Source organism: Arthrobacter sp. R1-13 (assembly GCF_054161475.1).
The window spans coordinates 2,496,921-2,519,904 of sequence record NZ_CP096420.1; the positions used below are offsets into that span (position 1 = coordinate 2,496,921).

The following is a 22,984-nucleotide window of genomic DNA, read 5'->3' on the forward strand; positions in this document are numbered from 1 at the left end:
GGCCTCCCAAGGCGTTGGGCCCAAGGTTCCCCAATCGGGACTGGCTAAATCATGCTTGCCTCGCCGTCCAGCGAAACAACGGAACGAGACCGCGAACGTGCTGGAACTCGCCACACGGGGAACGCCGGACAAGACCTAAACCTCGGCGCTGTCGCTCCGCTCGGCGGACCTGTGGATGAAGAACCCAAACAGCTTTGCCCGATCCTTTGTCTCACGCAGCGCTAGCATTGGGTCTCATGATCGTATGGCTCAATGGCACGCACGGCGCAGGAAAGACAACGACCAGCGCACTAGTACAGCAACTGATTCCGGATTCTCGGGTGCTCGATGCTGAGAAGGTCGGCGAGACACTCATGGACATCAAGCCAGGGCTGCCCGAGACAGACAACTTCCAACACTGGCCACTGTGGCGGCCACTGGTCGTCGAGACCGCCCGACGCGTACTCGACTTCACCGGCGGCACCTTGGTGATGCCCATGACGGTCCTGGTCGAGGAATACTGGCGTGAGATCAGCACGGGTTTCGCCGAACACGCCATTCCGGTGAGGCATTTCGTCCTTCATGCTGACCAAGACACCCTCCGCGCCCGCATCGCGGAGGACACAGTTCTTGGACCCAACTCCCCGTTCCGTCTCAAATACCTTGAGCCATACGCCCAAGCATCCCGCACTTGGCTGCACAGCGAAGCCGAGGTTATCGACACCACACACCTCACGCCCACCGAAGCCGCACTGCAGATCGCAGAGGCGGTCAACAATTGATGCCCGCTCGACGCTTGACGATACGGGTACTCGATGGCCTCTCCCGTTTCAATCACGAGCATCCGTGGTCCCACAACGACTTCTACATCCCGTGGGTGATGTGGCACGCGCGCAGGGTTCGGCGTGGAGGCGGTACCCGGGCTTTGGACGTCGGTTGCGGCACGGGCAATCTCCTGAAGCGGCTCGCTAAGGTGATGGATGAGGTGACCGGGGTCGAACCTCATCCGGCTGCCGCAGCCGCCGCCCGCGCCAACCTCGCCGGCGTCCAGAACGCTGTGGTTGTCGAACGCACATTCAACGAGGAATTGCGCGGGGCCTACGACGTGATCACTTTCGTTGCAGCGCTTCATCACATGCCGCTGGCGGAAACCCTCCTCACAGCCGGCCGCGCCCTGCGTCCAGGAGGCCGCCTGTTGGTCTTAGGCGTGCACCGCGAGGCACCAGGCGATTGGCCGTGGTCACTGGCCTCGATGATCCTGAACCCCGTCATCGGTGCCGTACGGCACCCACAACGTGCTCACACCCTCCCGGCGAACATGTCCGCACCGACAGCAGAAGCGGGCGAGACGTTCAGTGAAATTGCCGCCGTCATGAGGCAAGAACTTCCCGGCGTACAGATGCGCCGCTCCTTGTTCTGGCGCTACACGGCCGTATGGACGGCCCCAGCGGCAAGCCTCACGACATGAACCTAGTGCCCACCGTAGAAGGGACATTCGATGTCTGTACAAAACTATGTAATTTTCATCAACGGGACTTACGGAACCGGAAAGTCCTCTGCGCTGGATCACGTCGGCGATGCCCTGGCCGCAGTCGGTCAACCGTTCACGCTCATGGATGTGGACTGGTTCCACCGTTCCTGGCCACCGGCAATCGATGATCCCGAGAACGTCCTGACCGAGGCAAAGAACTTGTCAGCGGCGTGGAACAACTACAGGGCAACCGGCGCGCGCCAACTCGTTGTCAGCGGAGTGATCTCCACAACGGAGGACCTTGCGCGATACGCGTCCGCATTTGACCTGCCGGTTCGTCCAGTACGCCTGGTTGCAAACGGGGAGCAAATTGAAGCACGTCTTCGCCGTCGCTATACCCCTGCGCAGACGCACAGCCTGGACTGGCACCTCGCACGTTTCCGGAACCTGGACGAACAGCTTACAACTGCCAGAATGGACGAGATCACCATCGATACCTCGGAGCGCACGCCTGCAATGGTGGCCAAGGACGTCCTGACGCACTTCGGATTCAAACTGTCCGCGGAGGCGGCGGGGCGGGACTTGGTCAGCTAAGGACTGTCGGCGAGATCGAGCCAGACGACGTCTGCGATGATCACGGCGAGCCAGAGCGTCTTGGTCCACGTGGGCCCCATCGAAGAACATAGGCCCCAGGTCGCCCGAACCGACGGCTCCGATGCCGGGCCCAGACGGCGTACCGATGCTGACATCGATCCTCTTCAGCGCGATCCGGGGCGCTCCGGACGCTGGATACGCGCACGTCCCTATGCGCACCTAGCGCCAGCCGGGAACTATCGAGAATAGAAATCGCTGACCGCGTCCAAGTATCGGACGACGACGGCAAGTTCGCTTCCACTGAACTGCCCACTCAACACATCGAACTCGCGATCCACACGGCCATAGAACGCATGCAACGGCTCGATGGCATCGGGAACAAGCTCCAGTACTGTCTTGCGGCGATCGCCTGGAGCGGGAGTGCGGCGAATGTAGCCGGCGGCTTCGAGCCGGTCGACCAGCTTGGTCACCGTACTGCCGGGCATGCCCGTGGTCGTACTGATCTGTCGCGGTGTGCGCACGTCATCGCGGAGCACCATCAGGTGCAGTGTCTGTAAATCAGTCACCCTCAGTCCGTGAGCGCGCGCCACGCGATCGTTGTCAAGGATCGCGTGCACCAGCTGCCGCTGCATCGCCGCCCGCACCCGCGCCACCTGGTCCTCAGCCATCCGTATGCCTCCACTGATAGACTCGCTCCCGAACCGGAAATATCCCGATTCGGTACTATCCATGAAGTGTAGCGGCTCTTCGGGGGTGAATGGAGGAGACGCATGAGAATCTTGATACCAGGCGCGACGGGCACCGTCGGCGGGCATGTGGTGGAAAAAGCACTCGCACGGGGGCACGAGGTGGTTGCGATCGCACGCAACCTCGCGACGCTCACCATTGAGCATCCGCGCCTCACGAAGACGCCGGTCGACATCCTCGATCCTGCCGCGGTCGCACCGCTACTCGAAGGAGTCGACGCCGTGGTGAGCACCGTGGGCATCGGGGCGTCCAAGACACCCACGACGCTCTACTCAGCGGGCACTAAGAATCTCATCGACGGCATGACCACCCACAACGTCCAGCGGCTGGTAGTCATCTCCTCGGAGGTCGCCGAGCACTGGGCGCATCAAAGCCCACTGAAGCTGTGGCTCGTGCTCCCGCTGCTGCAGCGATTCCTGGGCGCAACCTACGACGACATGCGCCGGATGGATGTCGTGCTCTGGGAGAGCAGCGTCCAGTGGACTGCGATCCGCGCTCCACGCATCCAGCCGGCCCAGGCGAAGGGCCAATACCAGTTGAGCAGCGACGGGCCGCTCAAGCGCGGATGGATGATCACCGCTCCGGACATAGCGACCGCGCTGCTCGACATCGCCGAGCGCGACGATCTCGGACGCAGCCACGTCTTCGTCTCGAACTGACCGTACCCGCAGCACCTCTGCGAAGGTAGAAGGCATGGTCCTTCGGTCCCAGCACGCGCTTCGTATTTTCGATTTCGGCCAATGGGGTCTCCAGATCGAACGGGACGGACTCTCCCGAGTCTCTCGCCGCGAGGTCGATGATCGGCTTTGCTTGCATGCCCGGTAACACGGTGCTCCCGATGTGCTCGATAGTGTCGATCCGTTCGGTGAGCGCATTGAGGACGCAAGTCGCCTCGCGCTCGAACTCCATCGCCCAGGCGACGTCATACGCCTTCATTTCGACAACAAGCCCGATCGTATTCCACCCGCCTCAGGCTCGGTCATTTGTCGTCGACGGGCAGCGCGAGAGTCTCGCCACGCTCGAGGACCTGGACTGCGTCTCGTGCGACCAGTTCGATTGCCAGTCACAACTCGCTGACCAGCAGCCAACCCCTACACGGTCGACGGGCTGACTCAGACGAGAAACACCCTGGCGAGGTCCTCCATCACATGCAGCAAAGACGTCGCCGGGCTCATTCCCTAACGCCTGCCACGGCGGAAATGAAGGCACCAACGTTACTAATGAGATGGGTCGTTCCCGTGCCGCAAAGACGTCCGGACATGGACCAGAACCCGCGTCATGCCGGGGATTTTGGTACCCACCTCCCATATCGATTTGGGTGCCACGGAGCTCATGCGGTCTGGCCAGTGATTGTTAATTTAGGAGGTGGGTGGCCTAGTCCTGACGTTTTGCCTGGTCACCTGCTCATTTGGACCAGCGTCTCCCCTCTCGCCGCACTGTTGGGGGCCCGCGAAACAGCTCTTCTCCTATTCGCTCTCTATTCGACTGGCAAACTAGGAGGGGCAGAATAGTCCACCAAAGATCACTCGAGAGATGGGTCGAACAGCACACTTAAGGCCGCCTCATCGCCTGACCCATAAGCCTTGGCTACAGGGCGCGGAGTGGCGGGATACTGAGATCTGTCGAGAGGAGCGTCACATGGCAACGAGTCTAAGCGACTTCCTCGCTGAGCACCCGGTAGACCGCACTCAAGTAGACGCGCACAAGAGGCGCATTGTCACGGCCATCGAGGAGTTCCGCCGCGTCTATTGCTCGGCGGATGGTATCAACGAGGAGTGCCGAGCGTAAGTCGGCCGCGATACCTCGCGGAGGCTCCCTGCGGAGTACGTTACTCCGACTCCGCTAGCAGCTCCTGGAGAAGAATGTTGAGGATCTCTGGCGCATCAAGTTCCGTCCCACCTCCACGCAGTGCCTCAAAGAGGTGCCGGATGGGTTCGATGGGCATCCACGCTGGCATGTCGCGATATCTTCGGTCGAACCGAAGGACCTCCCATGTGCGTGGGTCGAGCTGCTCACTCCAGCCGGCACAGGATACGACCATGGCTCCCATCACGCCCGGGTTCGTCTCTAGACCTTGAGCCAAGCGATCATGCACGCGGTCATTTGACATCACGCGTGCGAGGGCGTTCATCATGGCATGCCCATGCATGTCATTGCCCTGCCATGCGCTTTCGCTAGACCAGTCCGTGTCCTCCCACACACGACCGAGCCGTTCTAGCGCAGCCGCTCCGACCGCGCCCTCATTACCGTGGCTGAGAACATGCTCTTGGAGAAGTGCGACTGCGGCACAAGCCGGGAGTCGGCCTCCGTCTTCTTCAACGAGCCTGAGCTGCTCCTCTTCGACGGCATTGCGCGCCACGGCAACCGCGAGGGCGGCCGTCGTATCGAGCGTCAGGGGCCGCAGATGCGCGGTCGGCGGTACTCGTGCGGCAAAACAGGTGGCGTCGGCAACGCGCTCCCGAAGCGCAGGATTATACGGCCGATGGGTGACCCTGTGGAAAGGGCGCGCCTCGTCCAACAAAGCCCTATGCTCAGCCAAAGGATCTGGACCTTCAGCACTGGCAATTGCTTCCGAAATCACGGGTAACTCGATGTCTTCGCCACGCGTTGCGCGAACGAATGCATCGATGACCTCGCGCAGCTTCGTAAGAGACAAATTGAATCCAGCATCGTCCTCGGGGTCTGCCTGGCCAGTCCACGTTGACGCTGTCCTCACGACGCCGGAGATCACATGTTCCAACGCGTCACACCAGGGTGCAGCTTGATCTCGCGTAACGCGAACGGCAGCGAGCTCAATCCGGGCCGCGTCAGCCAGGGGCTGAATTTCCTTGAGCGCGTCCGCCAAGGCGTTGCGAATGCCATCCTCCATCGGGCGCACTTCCGCCACCGAGGGCTCGCCGTAAACGGGATTTCCGTCCTCGTCCCACATGCTGTAAGACCCGTGGGTCCGCTCCCTCAGCTGCTGCCAGCGCGCCGCCCATGCTCTGACATCTGCACGGGTGCGCTCGGCCGCGAGACGAAACGCCTCTACCCGTCGAACCAGTTCAACGGTGGACGCTGCATGGAGCGTATCGAGAGATTCGGATGCTTCCAGCACCTCTTTCGCCTCATCGTCGTTGATCGGCCAATTGCGCTGAATCTGTTCATACTCCGCGACCTGCCGCGCTTTCCACTCTCGAAGAAGATCGGGCGCGTATGGGTCCGGATTCTCATCGATCTCGTACGAATGCTCGATACAAAGGAGGATGAGGTTGGCAAATGCCCGGTTCTCCTCCGCGGGCATATCAATCCAGCGAGGTCCACCCTTTCGCCGCGCATGAATGTGCGCTACTCGGCTGTTCAGTACGCGATCTCCATTTTCGTCGGAGACCTTGTACAGAGGTCGGTTGCAATCGGGATGCGCACACCGAAATGCCGACGCGTAGAGCTCGCGCACTGTGGAAGCTTTTGGAGCCGGATAGGCGGAGACAGTCATAGCCCCAAGTTTCTCATCGTGCCTCGATTCGCCGATGTTCACGATGTCATGCGGCGTTACCGAAGAACCCCGCACCTGACGACTACCCTCGCGAGTTGTGGAACGAGACAGAAGCAAAACGGGTCAGATTGGGTGGCCTCTCCTTCCCACAATTGAACGCCTCATTAGCCTCTACGGTAGTCTGCTTCGGTCCACACCGTGATGTCCGCTGACAGGTCGAACTGTCTCAGCGGGCTTTCGGGGCCGCCTGCTTCAAAGCCTCCGCCAGCAGACCGGATCCCAGCCGCAGTCAAGTTACCCCCAATCCAAAACACGTCTACTGCGACGACTATGCCACGTCGCTCCGGCCTGCTCCCGTCGATACATCCCTGCCTCAATGGTGGTGTCGTACGAGCAGATCGCGTGCCGCGTGGCTCATGCTGTTCCTATGGGAAAATCGGTACCGCCTTGGGTTCGCAGCAGAGGTCTTGGCCGTCTTCTGGCCCAGGAGACGAATGTGTCAGACCTCATCCAGTTCCTGAGTGACCGTGACCCCTCGCCATGGATCGAACTTATCGGCTTTGTCCCAGACAACGTTTCCCGAGAGGTACAGAAGGCCAACAACGCGGACCTATTGCTGACCTCAGGTTCACGAACAGCCGTGGTCGAGGTGAAACTCGGACACCTGATGAGCGAGGACCAGCAGAAGAAGTACGAGGCGCTCACCTCTCACCCGGACCTCTACTTGGCTGCCCTGGCCTCGGATCGTCGTCGGCTGAGGAACAGCCCTGGGCGATGGAGATTCCTCAGTCTCAGTGAGCTCGTCGGCCGCTGGGAGTCAGCCGGCGACGACCTGGCCCGCGGCTTGGCGAGCGAGGCCGCCAACGTCCTCCGCACATGGGACACGTTGATCTCCGGGGTGTTCGAGGCAAGGTCCGAGGAAAGCTGGTCGCCTCTGAGTGCTCTGAACCAGAAGTTCCTGGCACGTGTGGTGACCCGTCAGATTGCCCACGAACTGAAGGACCGCGGCCGGATGGCCTGGGCAGGTGTGACAAGCGGAGGCGGTCTGCCCATCGTCCAGAGTTGGACATCGATTCGGGGCGAGGGAGATGACCGCTGTTTCATGGCTGAGGTCCGCTGGTGGGAAACAAAGCCTGGCGGCGAGCTGCGGTTCGGTGTGGACTTCGATGCTCGGCCCGGCAGCGTTGAGGATGAAGAAGTGCGCCGTGCCGCGTACGATCTGGCACGCAGCATGGACACTGATATCGATTTCGCTGGCCTCCATGCTCATCTCACCACAGTGCGGCCAGACCTGGCAGTACTCCTGAGCCGGGACAAGAGAAGCCGTCCTGACGCCAAGGGAGACTGGGAGCAGGTCATTGTCCACGGGATGAAGGCGGCACCTCAGCAGGGCAGAAACACGAACAACCGGCGGACCATCACGCCCGCCTTCTTTGGCGACGGCGTGCTCCGCTTTCAGGCCATCGTCGACGTCGACTTCGACCGGGCCTCAGCCCGCGATCTGATCGACTTGATCGACGCGACATTGACGTATTTGAGCGTGCGCGAACCCAACTCACAGCGCAACCCTGTCGCGGCCGAGAGAATCCGATGAATGGCTGGAAGGATCGGCCACATGGGTTATGACTGGAGCGAGGAACCAAGGGGTCTGTCACACGGTGGCACCGGACGACCGCCTACAGCGCTACCGGAAGTCAGCTTGGACCGTTGGAAAACTTCCGCCACCATCCAATGATGGTAAAGACGAGGATCTCAACAATCAGGCTCGCTGAGCAGCAGCCAATCCCTACACGGTCGACGGGCTGACTTAAACGAGAAACACCCTGGCGAGGTCCTAAATCACATGCAGCAAGGACGTCGCCGGACTCATTCCCTCACGCCCGGCACGGCGTGACATGAAGGCACCAACGTTACTAATGAGATGGGTCGTTCCGTGCCGCAAAGACGTCCGGACATGGGCAAGAACCCGCGTCATTCCGGGGATTTTGGTACCCACCTCCTATATCAATTTGGGTGCCACGGAGCTCATGCCGTCTGGCCGCTGACAGCTGTCAGGTGGGTCATCCCTACTGTTTTCATGGCAGTATTCAGTTCGTCATCGAGGCCACTGGTGTCTCCTGTCACCATGCCAGGCAGCAGCCCCCGGGAATCTCCTGGCAATGCCGAGCTGCTTTCCCGGAACAAATCCCTGAGTGCGTCCGGGCCATGGTTCCAGGGACCGGCCGGAGTGAGGACAACGGGAGGCGAGGTGCCGGACAATATAGCCGCTTCCGCCTGCCCGCCGTCCGGGGATCGCAGCTTGCCTGTGGTGCGGAGTCGCTGGCCGGCCCGCAGATGCTGCCACTCTTCACCCCCCATTACCAGCAATTGTGCACGGGCGTGGATGACATTGCCCTTGGCGGTCAACGAGTGTGCTGTGACGTTGGTGGCCCATCTGTCACCGGCTCCGGAGCCGCCGGGATCGGCCAGCCTTCTTGGCGATGCCTCGACCGTGAGTTCGGCTGTAACGGCCGCTTTCGTCGAGATGGCATCTGCCAACGCGGCGTCATGTCTCTGGCTTGACGCTCCGGCTGAGTGGCCTGCGACAGCAGCGGCCAGCAAAAGGGAAATGGCCAGAGTTATGAGAATGCTGCGTCCGGGAGGCTGCCTGCCGCGGCGGAGCCTGACCCGGGTACGCCCGCGCTTCCTGCCATGGAAATCCCCCCGCCACACCCAGGCCAAGAGAGTGCCCCCGACAACGACCAATCCTGCGCTGAGGACCACCAGTGCAGCGGGCACCAGCCAGAGACCCGCAACGGCCGTTAGCCACGTAATGACCGCCGCAGGCAGGAGTCGAAGGTCACCGCGTCTACGGGGTTCCGGACTGTTTCCGGTACCGGCGTCGGAGGCGTAGGCCACCCGCAGCCTCTCCAGGATGTTTTTCTGCCAGGCTGCCTTCGGTGAGAGGGCTGCAGCTCGCGTACGGACTGGGGCAGGGGGATCCGGTTCATGTCCAGGCTGAACGGCCGCATCCACATATCGCTTCCACGGGCTTACATGGGTCATAGCAGCGCCCGTCAGACCGTAACGAGAGGCAGGAGGGCTTCCAGCATTTTCGGTCCCACCCCGTCCACGGCATCAAGTTCCTCCACAGTCTTGAAGTTCCCGTGCTCCTTTCGCCAGTCGACTATGCGCTGGGCGAGCACGGGGCCGACCTTGGGCAGGGTATCCAGTTCGTCCACCGACGCGGTGTTGACATTGATCCTGTCCGTTGTTGCCGCCCCGGAACCGGCAGCATCTCCATCCGCATCATTTACCGGGTCAGCGGAGAGCTGTTCGCCCACTAAAGGTACGTGCACCTTCTGCCCGTCTGTCACGACTGCCGCGAGATTAAGCCGGTCCAGGTCTGCACCGGGCAAGCTTCCGCCCGCACCCCGTATCGCCTCGTGAATCCGGCTGCCGGTGGGTAGTTCGACCACGCCCGGTGTGTGCACAGCTCCCGCGACATGGATCACGATCTCCACTCCGCCTACCTCTTTTCCCTCGTCCGCGGCGCTTTCCGAGACAGAGGTTCCGGAATCCGCCGCCGGAGGACTTTGGCTTGCGCCGGCAGCACTGGATACGGCGCTGATCGGAACTACCTGAGGGCTGTTCGCTGCAGCCGACCACCAGAACCACCCGGCCAGAATCAATGCGGTGAAGGCAACCAGCAGACCGGCGCGCGGACCGGTCCGCCATCGGGTGCGCCTGGGCTGCCGGGAGTCTGCGCTTTCCACAAAATCATGCCCGTCCACAAAAGCGGTCCCGTCCAGGAGACCGCCAGCTTCCGGAGAACCGTTCCCGGCGAGTACGCGCCGGGCCCGGTCAGCGCTGGGGGCGGCTCCCGGATTCCGACGTGACATGGAAACCACGCTAGGAGAGTGCCGCGGACCAGGACAGCCGGCGTCGCCCTTATGTGGAAAGCTTTCCCCTCGGTGACTTCCCCTTCGCGGGCGCCGTGCCCTGGTCCGGAGACAGGGCGTCGTCGGCGTCACTTCCCTCACCGACGATGACAGCCAGCACGCCGAGTCCTGCGTGGGCGGCCAGGACGGCGGGGAGTGAACTGATCTGTACCGGGGCTACACCGTCCAATGAGGCGGACAAACGGCGGGCCAGCTGCTCGGCCTCCCCCGCGTTGCCGAAGTGGTGCACGGCTAACCGCGCCTTGCTGGCCCCACGCTTTCGGACATCAGCTGCAACCAGCTCCTCAAGCCGTGCGACTGCCCTCGCTGCAGAGCGGACCTTCTCGAGCGGGATGATTCTGCCATCCTCGACTCCCAGCAACGGCTTGATCGAAAACATGGTGCCAAGGAGCGAAGCTGCCGTCCCGACCCTGCCCCCGCGCCGCAGCTGTTCCAGGCTGGGGACGTAAAAAAACACCTTCGTGTGGGCCAGCCGTTCCTCCGCTGAGCTTCGGACCTCGGCGGCAGACAGCCCGACTGCGGCAGCTTCCACGGCACTTTGGACGCCCATCCCCTGGGCCATCCCGACGGTGCGGGAATCCACCACTTCCACAGGGATCCCCACCCGTGTGGCGGCAAGCCGTGCGGAGTCAGCGGTTCCGGACAGCTCACCCGAGATATGGATAGAGACAACAGCCTCAAACCCCCGTTCGAGGGCGGCCCGATAGGCCTGTTCGAACTGCCCCGGGGACGGCCGGGAGGTCTTGACTGCCTGCCCTGAAGCCAAGGCCACCGCAATTGTTTCGGCGATGTCGTCTTCACCTTCGCCGTAGATCTCTTCGCCCACCATTACAGGCATGGGGATGACACTGAGGCGGCCATCTGCCAACGCATCAACCCACTCGCGCGGCAAGGCAGCTGCGGAGTCCGTTACAACGGCCGTACGCACCACGGCAGTGGGGACTGCCGGCGGACCTCCAGGCCGGTTGACACTTCGAAGGCGAACAAGCCGATCCCTCAGCCAAGGCCAGCCCGCGCGTTCGCGTTCTGCCACCAAGCACCTCCTGAGGTCAGATCGGCCCCCGAACGTACCGGAGGCCGATTACCCGGCTAGGCCGGGACGATGTTGACCAGTTTAGGCGCACGAACGATCACAGTGCGGATGCCCTTGCCGTCAAGTGCCCGCTGGACGTTCTCCGAGGCCAGCGCAAGCTCACGCAACTCGTCCTCCGAGATACCCGGAGACACTTCCAAACGGTCCCGGACCTTGCCCTGCACCTGAACTACGGCTGTGACCGTTTCCTGTACCAGCAGCGTTTCGTCGTGCGCAGGCCAGCCGGCGTTGGCTACCGAGGCGGGGTGGCCGAGGACGCTCCACATATCCTCCGCCGTGTAAGGCGCGAACAGGCTCAGGATCACAGCTACCGCTTCCGCTGCTTCCCGCACTGCGGGATCAGCGCCACCGGCACCGGAATCAATGGTCTTGCGAGTGGCATTGACCAGTTCCATGAGCTTGGCAACCACAACATTGAACTTGTTGTGGTCCAGGAGAGCTGCGGCATCAGCAATGGCGCGGTGCGTCACTGAGCGCAGGGCACGGTTGCCCAAAGCGGGAGCCACCCCCGGCTCGCTGGCAACATCCTGGGCGAGGCGCCATGCACGCGCCAGGAATTTAGCGGATCCCGACGGCGAAACATCGGCCCAGTCGACGTCGTCCTCCGGAGGAGAAGCGAAGATCATGGTCAGGCGGACGGCGTCTACACCGTACTTGTCCAGTTGCTCGCCGAGGTCCACGCCGTTGCCCAGCGATTTGCTCATGGCCTTTCCGCCGTTGAGGACCTGGCCTTGGTTCAGCAGGGCGGTGAAGGGCTCGCTGGTTTCGATCATGCCCAGATCATGGATGACCTTCGTGAAGAACCGTGCATACAGCAGGTGCAGGATGGCGTGCTCGACGCCGCCCACGTACTGTCCCACCGGCATCCAGTCGTTGATCTTTGACGGGTCGAATGGTCCCTCGGTGTAGTGCGGGGATACGAAACGCAGGAAGTACCAGGAGGAGTCGACGAAGGTGTCCATGGTGTCCGTGTCCCGTTTGGCAGGACCGTGGCACTCCGGGCACTCAACGTTGACCCAGGCTTCGGCAGCGGCAAGCGGCGACGTCCCTTTTGGATTCAGGTCTTCGCCGCGGAGGTCTGCCGGCAGGGTGACGGGGAGTTGCTCATCGGGAACGGGCACCTCGCCGCACTCCGCGCAGTGGATGATGGGAATAGGCGTACCCCAGAAGCGCTGGCGGCTGAGCAGCCAGTCCCGGAGCCGGAAGTTGACGAACTTCTCCCCTGTCCCCTGTTCCTCCAGCATGCTGATCGCGGCCGGAATCGCTTCAGCCTTGGGCAGGCCGTCGAGGACACCGGAATTGATCAGCGTGCCCTCGCCCGTTGTGGCGGTGCCCGAGACTGCAGGGTCCTCCTCGCCGGTATCCAGCACGGCCCGTACAGGCAGGTCAAAAGTCCTGGCGAAGTCGAGGTCGCGCTGGTCGTGGGCAGGGACGGCCATAATGGCGCCGGTGCCGTAGTCCGCCAGGACGTAGTCCGCGGCCCAGACCGGCAGCTTCTCGCCGTTCAGCGGGTTGACGGCGTAGCGGCCGGTGAAGACTCCGGTCTTTTCGCGCTCAGTTGACTGGCGCTCGATCTCAGTAAGCGCCTTGACCTGCTCGCGGTACGCCTCAAGGGCGCCGGCGTGTTCTTCAGTGACGAGTTCGACAGCGAGAGGAGCGTCAGCGGCGACCACGAAGAAGGTCGCACCGTAGAGGGTGTCAGGACGCGTGGTGAAGACTGTGACGTCCTTGGCCGGCTTGCCGCCGTCGGCCTCGATGGCGAAGTTGACGTGGGCTCCCTCGGAGCGCCCGATCCAGTTCTTCTGCATGGCCAGTACCCGCTCAGGCCAGTGTCCGCGCAGCTGCTCCATGTCGTCCAGGAGCCTGTCCGCGTAGTCAGTGATCTTGAAGTACCACTGGTTCAGCGATTTCTTGGTGACCGCGGTGCCGCAGCGCTCGCAGGCACCGTTGACCACTTGCTCGTTGGCCAGCACGGTCTGGTCCTTGGGGCACCAGTTGACCGGAGAGTCTTTGCGGTAGGCCAGGCCCCGCTCATAAAACCGCTTGAACAGCCACTGCGTCCAGCGGTAGTACCCGGGATCGGAGGTGTGCAGGCGCCGCGACCAGTCGGCCGAGATGGCATACCGCTTGAAGGATGCTGCCTGGGTGTCGATGTTGGCGTAAGTCCACTCGCTCGGGTGGGCGTTGCGCTTGATGGCAGCGTTCTCGGCAGGCAGGCCGAAGGAATCCCAGCCGATCGGGTGAAGGACGTCGTACCCCTTCTGGCGCAGGTAGCGTGCGACAACGTCGCCCATGGCGAACGCTTCTGCGTGGCCCATGTGGAGGTCCCCGGAAGGGTAGGGGAACATGTCGAGCACGTAGCGGCGCTCGCGGGAGCCGTCGTCAACCGGCGTGAAGACCTTGAGGTCTTCCCACACCTGGGGCCATTTGGCTTCCATGGCCGCAAAGCTGTAGGCACCCTCTTCGGGTCCGGCCATCGCGGCTGATACTGTTCCGGTGTCTGTTTCCGGCTGAACGCTCACTGCTGCCCTCTTCTGGTCTGTACCGCTTTTCGTACGGCCGGCTTCTGTCCCGCCGGGCCCTTCGATCCCCTGCTGTCCGCGTCGATGCCGGTCCACCAGCCCCAGACACACGAAAGCCCCTCGACAGGGAGGGGCGGCCGCTCGGCAATCCGAGTCCTCGTCGGATGCCGGGCGGCTAGCTAAGCATAAGGATCGCACGCATAGCTCTACTTTAGCCTCTCGCGCAGGCTCACAGTGAACTGAGCAGGGAAACGTCCGGGGCGTGTGCCCGAAATAGTCTGGAAACTATAATTCTATTGCGATTTCCCGAGCTGCCACAGCACGTAATCTCAACCCGGAATTACGTACTTTCAAAGCAAAAACAAGTACTGAGAGCAGCTGGCTCGCGAGTCTCCAAGTACCGGACTAAGTACAATTCCGGATCTCGAGCACAAGTATTTCTTGCGCGTAATGGCGGGCCTGAATTGCATAATTTCTTCACTTGCAAAATCCATTAAATGGGAACATTATTCTCGTAAAGATCTCCTGGGGGATTTCGCAATGGTCTCGGGTTGAGGAGCCTGACATGTGTGCATTGCGCCTTCCGTATGAGCCGCCGCGGTTTAAAAACCAGACCGCGTGCTGCACCCCCAACATCCTTGAAAAGGGTTAGCCATGTTTGGCTGGGTGACCCGTTTCAGTATGCACTTCCGAATCCTGGTTCTCGCCCTTGCGGCAGGCCTCATTACTTATGGTGTGGTGAACGTTCCCCGTATCGCTGTGGACACCATGCCCGAGTTCGGCCCCGCTCAAGTCGAGATCCAGACTGAGGCCCTCGGCCTCTCCGCTGTGGAAGTTGAGCAGCTGATTACCGCTCCGATGGAGGCCGACCTCCTCAATGGTGTGGCTTGGCTTGACGAGATCCGTTCGAAATCCGTCCCGGGACTCTCATCAATCGAACTGGTCTTCGAGCCAGGCACCGATCTCCTGCGGGCACGGCAGCTGGTCGCAGAGCGGATGACCCAGGCGCACGCTCTGCCGCAGGTCTCGTCGCCGCCGCTCATTATGCAACCTATGTCCTCCACCAGCCGTGTGCTGATGGTCCGGATGAATTCCAAAGAGCTCTCCGGCATTGACCTCTCAGTCCTGGCGCGGTGGAAAATCAAGCCGCGGTTGCTCGGCATTCCCGGAGTAGCCAACGTATCCATCTGGGGCCAGCGCGAGCAGCAGCTCCAGGTTGAGGTGACCCCGACCCAGATGCGCGACAAGGGCATCACCCTGGAGCAGATCGTCAAGACCACCGGCAATGCCGTCTGGGTCTCGCCCTTGAGCTTCCTCGAGGCGTCAACTCCCGGCACTGGCGGCTTCGTGGAGTCTCCCAGCCAGCGCCTCGGCATCCAGCATGTCCTCCCCATCCGCACCCCGGCCGACCTTGCGAAGGTCAGCCTGGAGGATTCGGACCCGCCACTGCTCCTGGGCGACATTGCCCAGGTCAAGGAAGACCACCAGCCATTGATCGGCGACGCCATTGTGGGGGAGGATGCCGGCCTGATGCTTGTAGTGGAGAAGTTCCCGGGCACGAGCGCCGTGGACGTTACCCAGGCAGTTGAAGCCGCCCTCAAAGACATGGAGCCCGGCCTTACGGGCGTTGAGATCGACTCTTCCGTGTTCCGCCCCGCAACCGCCGTCCAGGATTCAGTAAACAGCCTCGGACTGGCCCTCCTGATCAGCCTGCTGATCGCCGTGGCGCTGTTCTGGCTGCTCTTCAGGTCCTGGCGGGTAGCCGTAATCGCACTCGTGGCCATCGTGACCACGGTCATGACGGCGGCGGCGGTGCTGTTCGTCCAGAACGCAACCCTCAACATCACGGTACTGATGGGCATTCTGCTCGGTGCCGCTGTGATCGTGGGCGACATCGTGGAGGACGTACAGGCCCAGCGACGACGGCTCCTGGTCCCCGAGGCCACGGAAACCAAGACCACCCCGAGCTCACGTATCGCAGACATCGCCCGGAGTGTCCGCACGCCGCTGCTCCACGCTTCGCTGATCATGGTGATCGTCCTCATTCCGACGCTCTTCCTGACGGGAATCGGCGGCTCGTTCTTCTCGCCGCTGTTCTGGTCGCTGGTTCTGACCCTGACCGCCTCATTGTTCGTAGGCCTGTCTGTCACGCCGGTGCTGGCGCATTTCCTGCTTCCGCGTCAGACGGCACCCCGCAGGGACCTTCCCATCGCCGGACGTGCGACGGCGTACTACGACCGCGCGCTGGGCGGCGGGCGTTCCCGGAGAACACTGGCCATCGTGGCCGTCGCTGTCGTTGGGGTCCTTGGCCTCGCTGCCGGCTCCCAGCTGATCGGCAACCGGCCGATCGTTCCGACGATACCGGACCGTACGTTGCTGGTTCAGTGGGACGCGATTGCAGGCACGTCCAATGAAGAAGTCCGGAGGATCGCCTCAAGGGCCTCCGAGGAGCTGAAGGCCCTCCCGGGCGTGTCCGGAGTGGGTGGCCATATTGGCCGCGCCATTTCCTCAGACCAGGTGGTCGGCAACAGCTCGGCCGAGCTGTGGGTGTCGATCGCCCCGGACGCAAACTTTGGGCAGACGGAGCAGGCGATCCGGGACGTGGTGCAGGGCTACCCCGGCATCGCCCACAACGTCCTGAACTACTCGCAGCAGACCATTGGCGATATGCGCAGCACCCTGGAATCGGGCTTCGCGGTCCGGGTCTATGGACTGGAGATGCCGATTCTGCGCGAAAAGGCCGAAGAGGTCCGCACCGCCCTCCAGAAGATCGATGGCGTCAGGAACCCTGTCGTCAATGCCACGGACATGAATCCGATCGTTGAGGTCGAGGTCAATCTCGAAGCTGCCCACAAGGCTGGCATCAAGCCCGGCGACGCCAGGCGCGCTGCGGCGACACTCATGCAGGGCATCATCGTCGGCAACCTCTTTGAGCAGCAGAAGGTGTTCGAAGTCGTAGTTCGCGGCGCGATCGGGGTAAGGGATGACCTGACCAGCATCCGTGAGCTGCTGCTTGATGCTCCCAATGGCGGCCACGTCCGACTGGGCGAGATCGCCGACGTGCGGATGGTCCCCAACGAAGTTGTCATCCAGCACGATGACACCTCGCGGCGGATCGACGTGGTGGCCGACATCAGCGGACGCCCGCTGGCAGACGTCCAGCGCGACGTCGAAGCTGCAATCAAGCAGATCCAGTTCCCGCTCGAATACCACGCAGAGATCCCGGCCAAGTATGGCCAACTGCAGGCTGCGGACACCTTGCTGCTCTGGCTCGGAGCGGCTGCCCTCCTGGGCGTCCTGCTTCTGCTCCAGACCGCGGTGAGGAGCTGGAAGCTGGCCTTCGCCCTCTTCCTTTCACTGCCGGCGGCGCTGGCGGGAGCGGCGATCGCAGGATGGATCGGAGCGGCAACGCTGTCCTGGCTGTCGCTGACAGCCCTCGCGGCAGTCCTGGCCATCGCTTCACGCAACGCGGTGCTGCTCTCAGCGCGGGTCGACGAACTCTGGCGGGAATCCCAGCAGATGTCCCGTGCCAAGGTCGTCATGAGTGCGGCCCGGGACCGGGTATCGCCAATCCTGAAGTCCGCCCTCATCACGCTCCTCGTGCTGGTACCGCCAGCAGTGCTCGGCGGCACAGTGGGCCAGACCCTGCTGGCACCGATGTTGCTGATCATTGCCGGCGGTCTCGTCACCACAACGCTCGTGGGGCTCTTTGTGCTCCCGCTCCTGACGCTCTGGTTCGGTCCCCGTACCGCCCCCGAAGAGTGGTCGGAAGTCTATGAATCGGAAGTACCCGTTGCTCCTGTTATGCCAGAAAAGGTGGAAGTATAATGACCAGCCGACAGCCCCTGCGACGCCTGCCAGTGGCGGCCGCTATCTGTGCAGCCCTGCTGTTTTCCCTGCCGGGCTGCACTCAACCCGCAGCCAAGGCAGAGTCTGCTTCCGAAACGCCGGCCACAGTGGAAAAGAATGCCACCACGGGCATAGCACGCATCACCCTGAGCCAGCGCGCCATTGATCGGCTGGAACTCCGCACAGACACTGTCAAGCCGGCCGCCGGCGACGCAGGCCTCCTGATCCCCTACGGTGCACTTCTCTACGAAGCCAACGGCAAGACCTGGGTGTATGTTAACCCCGCCCCGCGGGTGTACGAGCGCCAGCCCCTTACCGTCACCAAGGTGGAGGCCGGCGTGGTCACGGCCAGCACGGGTCCCGCCGTAGGGACAGCAGTGGTAACAGTAGGCGGACCTGAACTGTTCGGCGCCGAGTTCAATACGGGCAAATGACATGCGCCGGATAGTAGCGGCCAGCCTGAGGTTCAGATCGATCATCATTGCGATGGCGGCGGCGCTGATGATGGTGGGTGGGACCCAACTCAGCAGCGCCTCGGTGGACGTATTCCCCGAGTTTGCGCCGCCGAAAGTCGAAGTCCAGACAGCCTGCCTCGGACTTACCGCCGCCGAGGTGGAAGAACTGGTATCGGTTCCGCTGGAAGAGGCCTTCAACGGCATCGACGGCCTCGACCAAATGCGGTCCAAGTCGGTACCCCAACTCTCGTCCATTGTGCTGGAGTTCAAGAACGACATGGATCTGCTCACCGCCAGGCAGTTGGTGTCCGAGCGGATGGCGAATGTAATTCCCACGCTGCCCACCTGGGCGTCGCCGCCGATTATGCTGCAGCCGCTGTCCTCCACCAGCCGGGTCATGAAGATAGGGCTGTCCTCCGACACGCGGTCCCTGATCGAGATGTCAATGATTTCCTACTGGAAAATCAGGGCTCATCTGCTCCGCGTTCCGGGCGTGGCAAACGTAGCAATCTGGGGCGAACGCCTCCAGATGCTTCAGGTGCAGGCTGATCCGGCCAGGCTGGCAGCCCACAATGTCAGCCTCGAAACCGTGATGAATTCCACCGCCAATGCCCTCGACGCTGGCCTGCTCCAATATTCCGACAGTGCCATGATCGGCACAGGTGGTGCCTTGGAGACGCCCAACCAGAGCTTGGGGATCACGCATGTCCAGCCCATCAAATCACCCGCGGACCTGGCCAAGGTGACGCTGGAGGATCGGGAGGGACTGCCTCCCCTCCGGCTGAGTGATGTGGCAAATGTGGTGGAGGATCACCAGCAGCTGATCGGTGACGCAGTCATTAACGGCGGCCCGGGTCTGATGCTGATCGTGGAAAAACTGCCATGGGGCAACACCCTCGAAGTGACGCGGGGGGTGGAGGAGGTGCTGAAGCAACTCGAACCCGGTTTGACCGGGATCGCGGTGGACACCGCTATCTTCCGGCCGGCGACCTTCATTGAGGAATCCCTCGGCAACCTCGGCGTAGCCCTGCTGCTTGGATGTCTGCTGGTCATCCTGGTGTTGAGTGTCTTCCTCTTCCAGTGGCGGACGGCCCTGGTCAGCGTGCTGGCCATCCCGTTGTCATTGATGGCCGCGGCGCTCGTGTTGTATTGGACAGGCGGCACTATAAATACCATGGTGCTTGCGGGGTTGGTGATTGCCGTCGGAGTGGTGGTGGACGATGCCATCATCGACGTCGAGAATATCGTCAGACGGCTCCGGCACCACCGGGCCAGTGGCGGGACCGGAAGCACAGCCAGGGTGGTGGTCAACGCTTCGCTGGAGGTCCGCGGACCGATTGTGTACGCCACCCTGATCATCGTCGCCGCCACTGTTCCGATCTTTTTCCTGGACGGGCTGACCGGGGCGTTCTTCCGGCCACTGGCCACCTCTTACACCCTCGCGGTAATGGCGTCCATGGTCGTGGCGCTCACAGTGACGCCGGCAATGGCGTACATCTTCCTCCGGAACGCCAAACTGGAGGACCGGGATCCGCCGGTGGTCAGGGTTCTGAAACGCTGGTACGCCAATGCGCTCCGGCCCATCGTCCGCCGGCCCGTTCCGGGGTACGTTGCCCTGGGTGCCTTGGGCGCCGTCGGCATCATGGCCGCGCCGCTCTTGGGCCAATCACTGCTCCCGTCCTTCAAGGAGCGTGATTTCCTGATGCACTGGCTCACGCAGCCCGGCACGTCCAACTCCGAGGAAGTCCGCGTCAGCGAACTGGCCTGCAGGGAACTCATGACGATCCCTGGGGTGAACAATTGCGGGGCCCACACAGGACAGGCATTCAACGCCGATGAGGTGGTGGGCGTCTACTTCGGTGAGAACTGGATCAGTGTTGACCCCTCCGTCGACTATGACAAAACCCTCGCGGCAGTTCAGGAAGTGGTTGACGGCTACCCCGGAATCGTACGGGACGTCCAGACCTACCTCAAGGAACGCATCCGTGAGGTCCTGACAGGCACTGGTTACGCTGTGGTCGTCCGCGTGTACGGCGACGACCTTGCCACGCTGCGCCAGGAGGCTGACAAGATCAAGGGAATCCTGGGCGGCATTGACGGCGCCATCGGTGCGAAGGTTGCCCTCCAGGCAGATATTCCGCAGATAGACGTGGAAGTGAATGTGGACGCCGCTAACCGCTACGGGCTCAAACCGGGCGATGTGCGGCGTGCCGCGGCCACCATGGTTGCCGGTGAAGAAGTAGGCGACATCTACCGGGAAGGCAAGGCCTATGACGTCCAGGTATGGAGCCCACCGGAGACCCGGACGAGTGTCACAAGCATCGAGAACCTTCCGCTCGATACGCCGAGCGGGACCAAGATCCGGATGGCTGACGTAGCCAAGATTTCCATCAAGCCCACGCCCAATGTCATCGAGCGTTCGGAGGGATCCAGGCGCATCGATGTCAGTGCCAACGTCAAGGAAGGCGATCTGGCGAAGGTCGTGGAAAAGTTGAAGTCCGAAATGGAGTCGGTTGAATTTCCGGTCGGCTACAGCGCGGTTGTCCTCGGCGAATATGCAGAACGGCAGGCCGCTTCACAACGCCTGCTGCTCTTCTCAATTGGCGCCGTCATCGTCGTCTATCTGCTGCTTCAGGCTTCATTCAGAAGCTGGCGGCTGGCGACCTTGGCCATCCTGACGCTGCCCGTGGCCCTCGTAGGCGGGATAATCGCCGCCCACCTCAGCGGCGGAATCCTGTCCCTCGGTTCGCTGGTCGGCTTCCTGACGCTGATGGGGATCGCAGCCCGCAACGGCATCCTGCTCATCAACCACTGCCAGCACCTGGAGCAGTTCGAGGGTATGCCCTTCGGACCGGCACTGGTGCTGCGGGGGGCCTCCGAACGCTTGTCCCCGATCCTCATGACAACCCTCGCGACTGCCCTGGCCCTCGTGCCCCTCGTCGTGATGGGCACCCTCCCGGGCCACGAGATCGAGCACCCCATGGCGGTGGTGATCCTGGGCGGCCTCGTCACGTCGACGCTGGTCAACCTGTTCATCGTCCCCTCGCTCTACCTGCGCTTCGCCAAACGCGGCCGAGGCGGTGAACGCGAGCCCGAGAAGCCGGAGCTGGTGCCAGCGGTTTAGAGATCATCATTTCACTCAGCTAAGAGACGCACCGCAATTCAGGGCAGAGAGCGGGAGGGTGGCATGTCGTGCCACCCTCCCGCTCTCTCAGTTCACCTGCTTGTCCGGGGAACGTCGCCTATTTGCCTAAAGCAGCTCAGCGCACGTCCTCGTCGACCCAATCCATGGACTTGGTCACAGCCTTCTTCCAGAGCCGCATCTGCCGGTCCTGTTCGGCCTGGTCCATCTTGGGCTCCCAGCGCTTGTCTTCGGACCAGTTCGCCGAAAGCTCACCGAGATCCTTCCAGAAGCCGACAGCCAGCCCGGCAGCATAGGCAGCGCCAAGGGATGTCGTTTCCACCACCTTGGGCCGGATCACCGGGACGCCCAGAATGTCCGCCTGGAACTGCATCAGCGCATCGTTGGCGACCATACCGCCGTCGACCTTCAGTTCAGTCAACGGCACGCCTGAGTCAGCGTTAACCGCGTCCAGTACCTCGCGGGTCTGGAAGGCCGTCGCCTCCAAAGCTGCACGGGCAATGTGGTTCTTGTTCACATACCTCGTCAGGCCAACGATGGCGCCCCTGGCATCCGAACGCCAGTACGGCGCGAAGAGTCCCGAGAATGCGGGGACGATATACACGCCGCCGTTGTCCTCCACCGAGGCTGCCAGGGTTTCCACCTCTGGGGCGCTGCTGATGAGGCCAAGATTGTCCCGCAACCACTGGATGAGGGAACCGGTGACGGCGATGGAGCCTTCCAGCGCGTAATGCGGTGCCGCATCTCCAAGTTTGTAGCCAACCGTGGTCAGCAGGCCGTTCTTGGAATGGACGATCTCCTCCCCTGTGTTGAAGATGAGGAAGCAGCCGGTGCCATAGGTGTTCTTCGCTTCGCCGGTCTGGAAGGCGGCCTGACCGAACGTGGCAGCCTGCTGGTCGCCCAGGATGCCGGCAACAGGAACTTCACGCAGCAACTGGGAGGTGTGCACGGTCCCATAGACCTCCGAGGAGGACTTGATGGCGGGCATCATGCTGGCCGGGACCCCGAATGCATCCAGGATCTCCTGATCCCACTGCAGCGTCTGGAGATCCATGAACATGGTCCGGGAGGCGTTGGTGACGTCGGTGACGTGCACGCCGCCGTCGACTCCTCCGGTCAGGTTCCACAGCACCCACGCATCAGTGTTTCCGAAGACAAGGTCACCCGCTTCGGCCTTGGCCCGCGCGCCCTCGACGTTGTCGAGGATCCACTTGATTTTGGTGCCGGAGAAGTATGTTGCCAGCGGCAGTCCGACCTTCTGCTTGAACCGTTCTGGACCTCCGTCCCTGGCCAGTTCGTCCACGATTCCCTGGGTTCGGGTGTCCTGCCAGACGATGGCGTTGTATACGGCTTCACCGGTTGTTTTGTCCCATACGACGGCGGTCTCGCGCTGGTTGGTGATGCCGACGGCGGCGATGTCATGCCGGGTCAGGTTCGCCTTGGAGAGGGCAGAACCGATGACTTCCCGCGTGTTGTTCCAGATCTCGGCGGGATCGTGCTCCACCCAGCCGGCCTGCGGGAAGATCTGCTCGTGTTCCATCTGGCCGGAGGAAACGATGTTGCCGCTGTGGTCAAAGACCAGGGCCCGGGTGCTGGTGGTGCCCTGATCGATGGCGATTACGTACTGGTTCATTGTGACGTCCTTGTCTGTTGTTCAGATGCTGTGCAGTTGCGTTTGGAGGATGGTGGAACGACCGGCGGGACTTTCAGTCTCAA

Annotated in this window: 18 protein-coding genes; 9 read left to right on the top strand and 9 right to left on the bottom strand. The window is 62.3% G+C overall.

Features of this window, described 5'->3' with window-relative positions:
* Window positions 1-236: 236 nt before the first annotated feature.
* Genes M1D88_RS11455 through M1D88_RS11465 form a run of 3 tightly spaced genes read left to right on the top strand, consistent with a single transcriptional unit; the run spans window position 237 to window position 2,044 of the window.
* Complete coding sequence (locus M1D88_RS11455) at window positions 237-761, top strand: AAA family ATPase (protein ID WP_458110996.1); 525 nt, start codon at window positions 237-239, stop codon at window positions 759-761.
* Window positions 762-775: 14 nt separating this feature from the next.
* Window positions 776-1,447, top strand: a complete 672-nt coding sequence (locus tag M1D88_RS11460; protein WP_458110997.1) for a class I SAM-dependent methyltransferase — start codon at window positions 776-778, stop codon at window positions 1,445-1,447.
* Window positions 1,448-1,477: 30 nt separating this feature from the next.
* On the top strand, window positions 1,478-2,044 hold the full coding sequence (locus M1D88_RS11465) for a hypothetical protein (protein ID WP_458110998.1): 567 nt from the start codon (window positions 1,478-1,480) through the stop codon (window positions 2,042-2,044).
* Here the strand turns inward: M1D88_RS11465 and M1D88_RS11470 are convergent.
* Entirely contained in the window at window positions 2,041-2,199 is a 159-nt protein-coding gene (locus tag M1D88_RS11470) for a hypothetical protein (protein WP_458110999.1), read from the bottom strand. The genes M1D88_RS11465 and M1D88_RS11470 overlap by 4 nt on opposite strands.
* Before the next feature lie 81 nt (window positions 2,200-2,280).
* Entirely contained in the window at window positions 2,281-2,712 is a 432-nt protein-coding gene (locus M1D88_RS11475; RefSeq protein ID WP_458111000.1) for a MarR family winged helix-turn-helix transcriptional regulator, read from the bottom strand.
* 102 nt (window positions 2,713-2,814) lie between these two features.
* Here M1D88_RS11475 and M1D88_RS11480 point away from each other — a divergent pair, with 102 nt between their 5' ends.
* The gene (locus tag M1D88_RS11480; RefSeq protein WP_458111001.1) at window positions 2,815-3,450 is read left to right on the top strand and encodes an NAD(P)-dependent oxidoreductase; all 636 of its coding nucleotides are present in this window, start codon (window positions 2,815-2,817) and stop codon (window positions 3,448-3,450) included.
* Here M1D88_RS11480 and M1D88_RS11485 read toward each other — a convergent pair.
* The gene (locus tag M1D88_RS11485; RefSeq protein ID WP_458111002.1) at window positions 3,365-3,727 is read right to left on the bottom strand and encodes a GrpB family protein; all 363 of its coding nucleotides are present in this window, start codon (window positions 3,725-3,727) and stop codon (window positions 3,365-3,367) included. The genes M1D88_RS11480 and M1D88_RS11485 overlap by 86 nt on opposite strands.
* A 702-nt stretch (window positions 3,728-4,429) precedes the next feature.
* Here M1D88_RS11485 and M1D88_RS11490 point away from each other — a divergent pair.
* Window positions 4,430-4,579, top strand: coding sequence for a hypothetical protein (locus tag M1D88_RS11490; protein WP_458111003.1), 150 nt, complete (start codon window positions 4,430-4,432; stop codon window positions 4,577-4,579).
* 40 nt (window positions 4,580-4,619) lie between these two features.
* Here the strand turns inward: M1D88_RS11490 and M1D88_RS11495 are convergent, their stop codons facing one another.
* Window positions 4,620-6,266: a hypothetical protein gene (locus M1D88_RS11495; protein WP_458111004.1), complete on the bottom strand. Its 1,647-nt coding sequence runs from the start codon at window positions 6,264-6,266 to the stop codon at window positions 4,620-4,622.
* A 496-nt stretch (window positions 6,267-6,762) separates the two neighbouring features.
* On the opposite strand from M1D88_RS11495, the gene M1D88_RS11500 reads away from it, so the two are divergent.
* Window positions 6,763-7,860, top strand: a complete 1,098-nt coding sequence (locus tag M1D88_RS11500; RefSeq protein WP_458111005.1) for a hypothetical protein — start codon at window positions 6,763-6,765, stop codon at window positions 7,858-7,860.
* Window positions 7,861-8,291: 431 nt separating this feature from the next.
* Here the strand turns inward: M1D88_RS11500 and M1D88_RS11505 are convergent, their stop codons facing one another.
* Genes M1D88_RS11505 through leuS form a run of 4 tightly spaced genes read right to left on the bottom strand, consistent with a single transcriptional unit; the run spans window position 8,292 to window position 13,822 of the window.
* Window positions 8,292-9,311 (bottom strand): hypothetical protein, encoded by a 1,020-nt coding sequence (locus M1D88_RS11505; RefSeq protein ID WP_458111006.1) that lies wholly within the window; start codon window positions 9,309-9,311, stop codon window positions 8,292-8,294.
* Window positions 9,312-9,322: 11 nt separating this feature from the next.
* Window positions 9,323-10,147: a helix-hairpin-helix domain-containing protein gene (locus tag M1D88_RS11510; protein ID WP_458111007.1), complete on the bottom strand. Its 825-nt coding sequence runs from the start codon at window positions 10,145-10,147 to the stop codon at window positions 9,323-9,325.
* A gap of 49 nt (window positions 10,148-10,196) precedes the next feature.
* Window positions 10,197-11,240 (bottom strand): DegV family protein, encoded by a 1,044-nt coding sequence (locus tag M1D88_RS11515; RefSeq protein WP_458111008.1) that lies wholly within the window; start codon window positions 11,238-11,240, stop codon window positions 10,197-10,199.
* A 56-nt stretch (window positions 11,241-11,296) separates the two neighbouring features.
* Window positions 11,297-13,822 (bottom strand): leucine--tRNA ligase, encoded by a 2,526-nt coding sequence (leuS, locus tag M1D88_RS11520; protein WP_458111009.1) that lies wholly within the window; start codon window positions 13,820-13,822, stop codon window positions 11,297-11,299.
* Between the two features lie 666 nt (window positions 13,823-14,488).
* Between leuS and M1D88_RS11525 the strand changes: the two genes are divergently transcribed.
* From M1D88_RS11525 to M1D88_RS11535, 3 genes are read left to right on the top strand one after another with little or no spacing between them, the layout of a single operon-like run.
* The gene (locus tag M1D88_RS11525) at window positions 14,489-17,650 is read left to right on the top strand and encodes an efflux RND transporter permease subunit (RefSeq protein ID WP_458111010.1); all 3,162 of its coding nucleotides are present in this window, start codon (window positions 14,489-14,491) and stop codon (window positions 17,648-17,650) included.
* Complete coding sequence (locus M1D88_RS11530; RefSeq protein ID WP_458111011.1) at window positions 17,650-18,105, top strand: hypothetical protein; 456 nt, start codon at window positions 17,650-17,652, stop codon at window positions 18,103-18,105. Before M1D88_RS11525 ends, M1D88_RS11530 begins: the two co-directional genes overlap by 1 nt.
* Window position 18,106: 1 nt before the next feature.
* Window positions 18,107-21,250, top strand: coding sequence for an efflux RND transporter permease subunit (locus M1D88_RS11535; RefSeq protein WP_458111012.1), 3,144 nt, complete (start codon window positions 18,107-18,109; stop codon window positions 21,248-21,250).
* A 136-nt stretch (window positions 21,251-21,386) separates the two neighbouring features.
* Here the strand turns inward: M1D88_RS11535 and glpK are convergent, their stop codons facing one another.
* Window positions 21,387-22,901, bottom strand: a complete 1,515-nt coding sequence (gene glpK, locus M1D88_RS11540; RefSeq protein WP_458111013.1) for a glycerol kinase GlpK — start codon at window positions 22,899-22,901, stop codon at window positions 21,387-21,389.
* Window positions 22,902-22,984: the final 83 nt, after the last annotated feature.

Coding starts and splice junctions, on each gene's coding strand:
- M1D88_RS11455 (WP_458110996.1), top strand. CDS start 237: ATGATCGTATGGCTCAATGGCACGCACGGCGCAGGAAAGACAACGACC.
- M1D88_RS11465 (WP_458110998.1), top strand. CDS start 1,478: ATGTCTGTACAAAACTATGTAATTTTCATCAACGGGACTTACGGAACC.
- M1D88_RS11470 (WP_458110999.1), bottom strand. CDS start 2,199: ATGTCAGCATCGGTACGCCGTCTGGGCCCGGCATCGGAGCCGTCGGTT.
- M1D88_RS11475 (WP_458111000.1), bottom strand. CDS start 2,712: ATGGCTGAGGACCAGGTGGCGCGGGTGCGGGCGGCGATGCAGCGGCAG.
- M1D88_RS11480 (WP_458111001.1), top strand. CDS start 2,815: ATGAGAATCTTGATACCAGGCGCGACGGGCACCGTCGGCGGGCATGTG.
- M1D88_RS11485 (WP_458111002.1), bottom strand. CDS start 3,727: ATGAAGGCGTATGACGTCGCCTGGGCGATGGAGTTCGAGCGCGAGGCG.
- M1D88_RS11490 (WP_458111003.1), top strand. CDS start 4,430: ATGGCAACGAGTCTAAGCGACTTCCTCGCTGAGCACCCGGTAGACCGC.
- M1D88_RS11495 (WP_458111004.1), bottom strand. CDS start 6,266: ATGACTGTCTCCGCCTATCCGGCTCCAAAAGCTTCCACAGTGCGCGAG.
- M1D88_RS11505 (WP_458111006.1), bottom strand. CDS start 9,311: ATGACCCATGTAAGCCCGTGGAAGCGATATGTGGATGCGGCCGTTCAG.
- M1D88_RS11510 (WP_458111007.1), bottom strand. CDS start 10,147: ATGTCACGTCGGAATCCGGGAGCCGCCCCCAGCGCTGACCGGGCCCGG.
- M1D88_RS11530 (WP_458111011.1), top strand. CDS start 17,650: ATGACCAGCCGACAGCCCCTGCGACGCCTGCCAGTGGCGGCCGCTATC.
- M1D88_RS11535 (WP_458111012.1), top strand. CDS start 18,107: ATGCGCCGGATAGTAGCGGCCAGCCTGAGGTTCAGATCGATCATCATT.
- glpK (WP_458111013.1), bottom strand. CDS start 22,901: ATGAACCAGTACGTAATCGCCATCGATCAGGGCACCACCAGCACCCGG.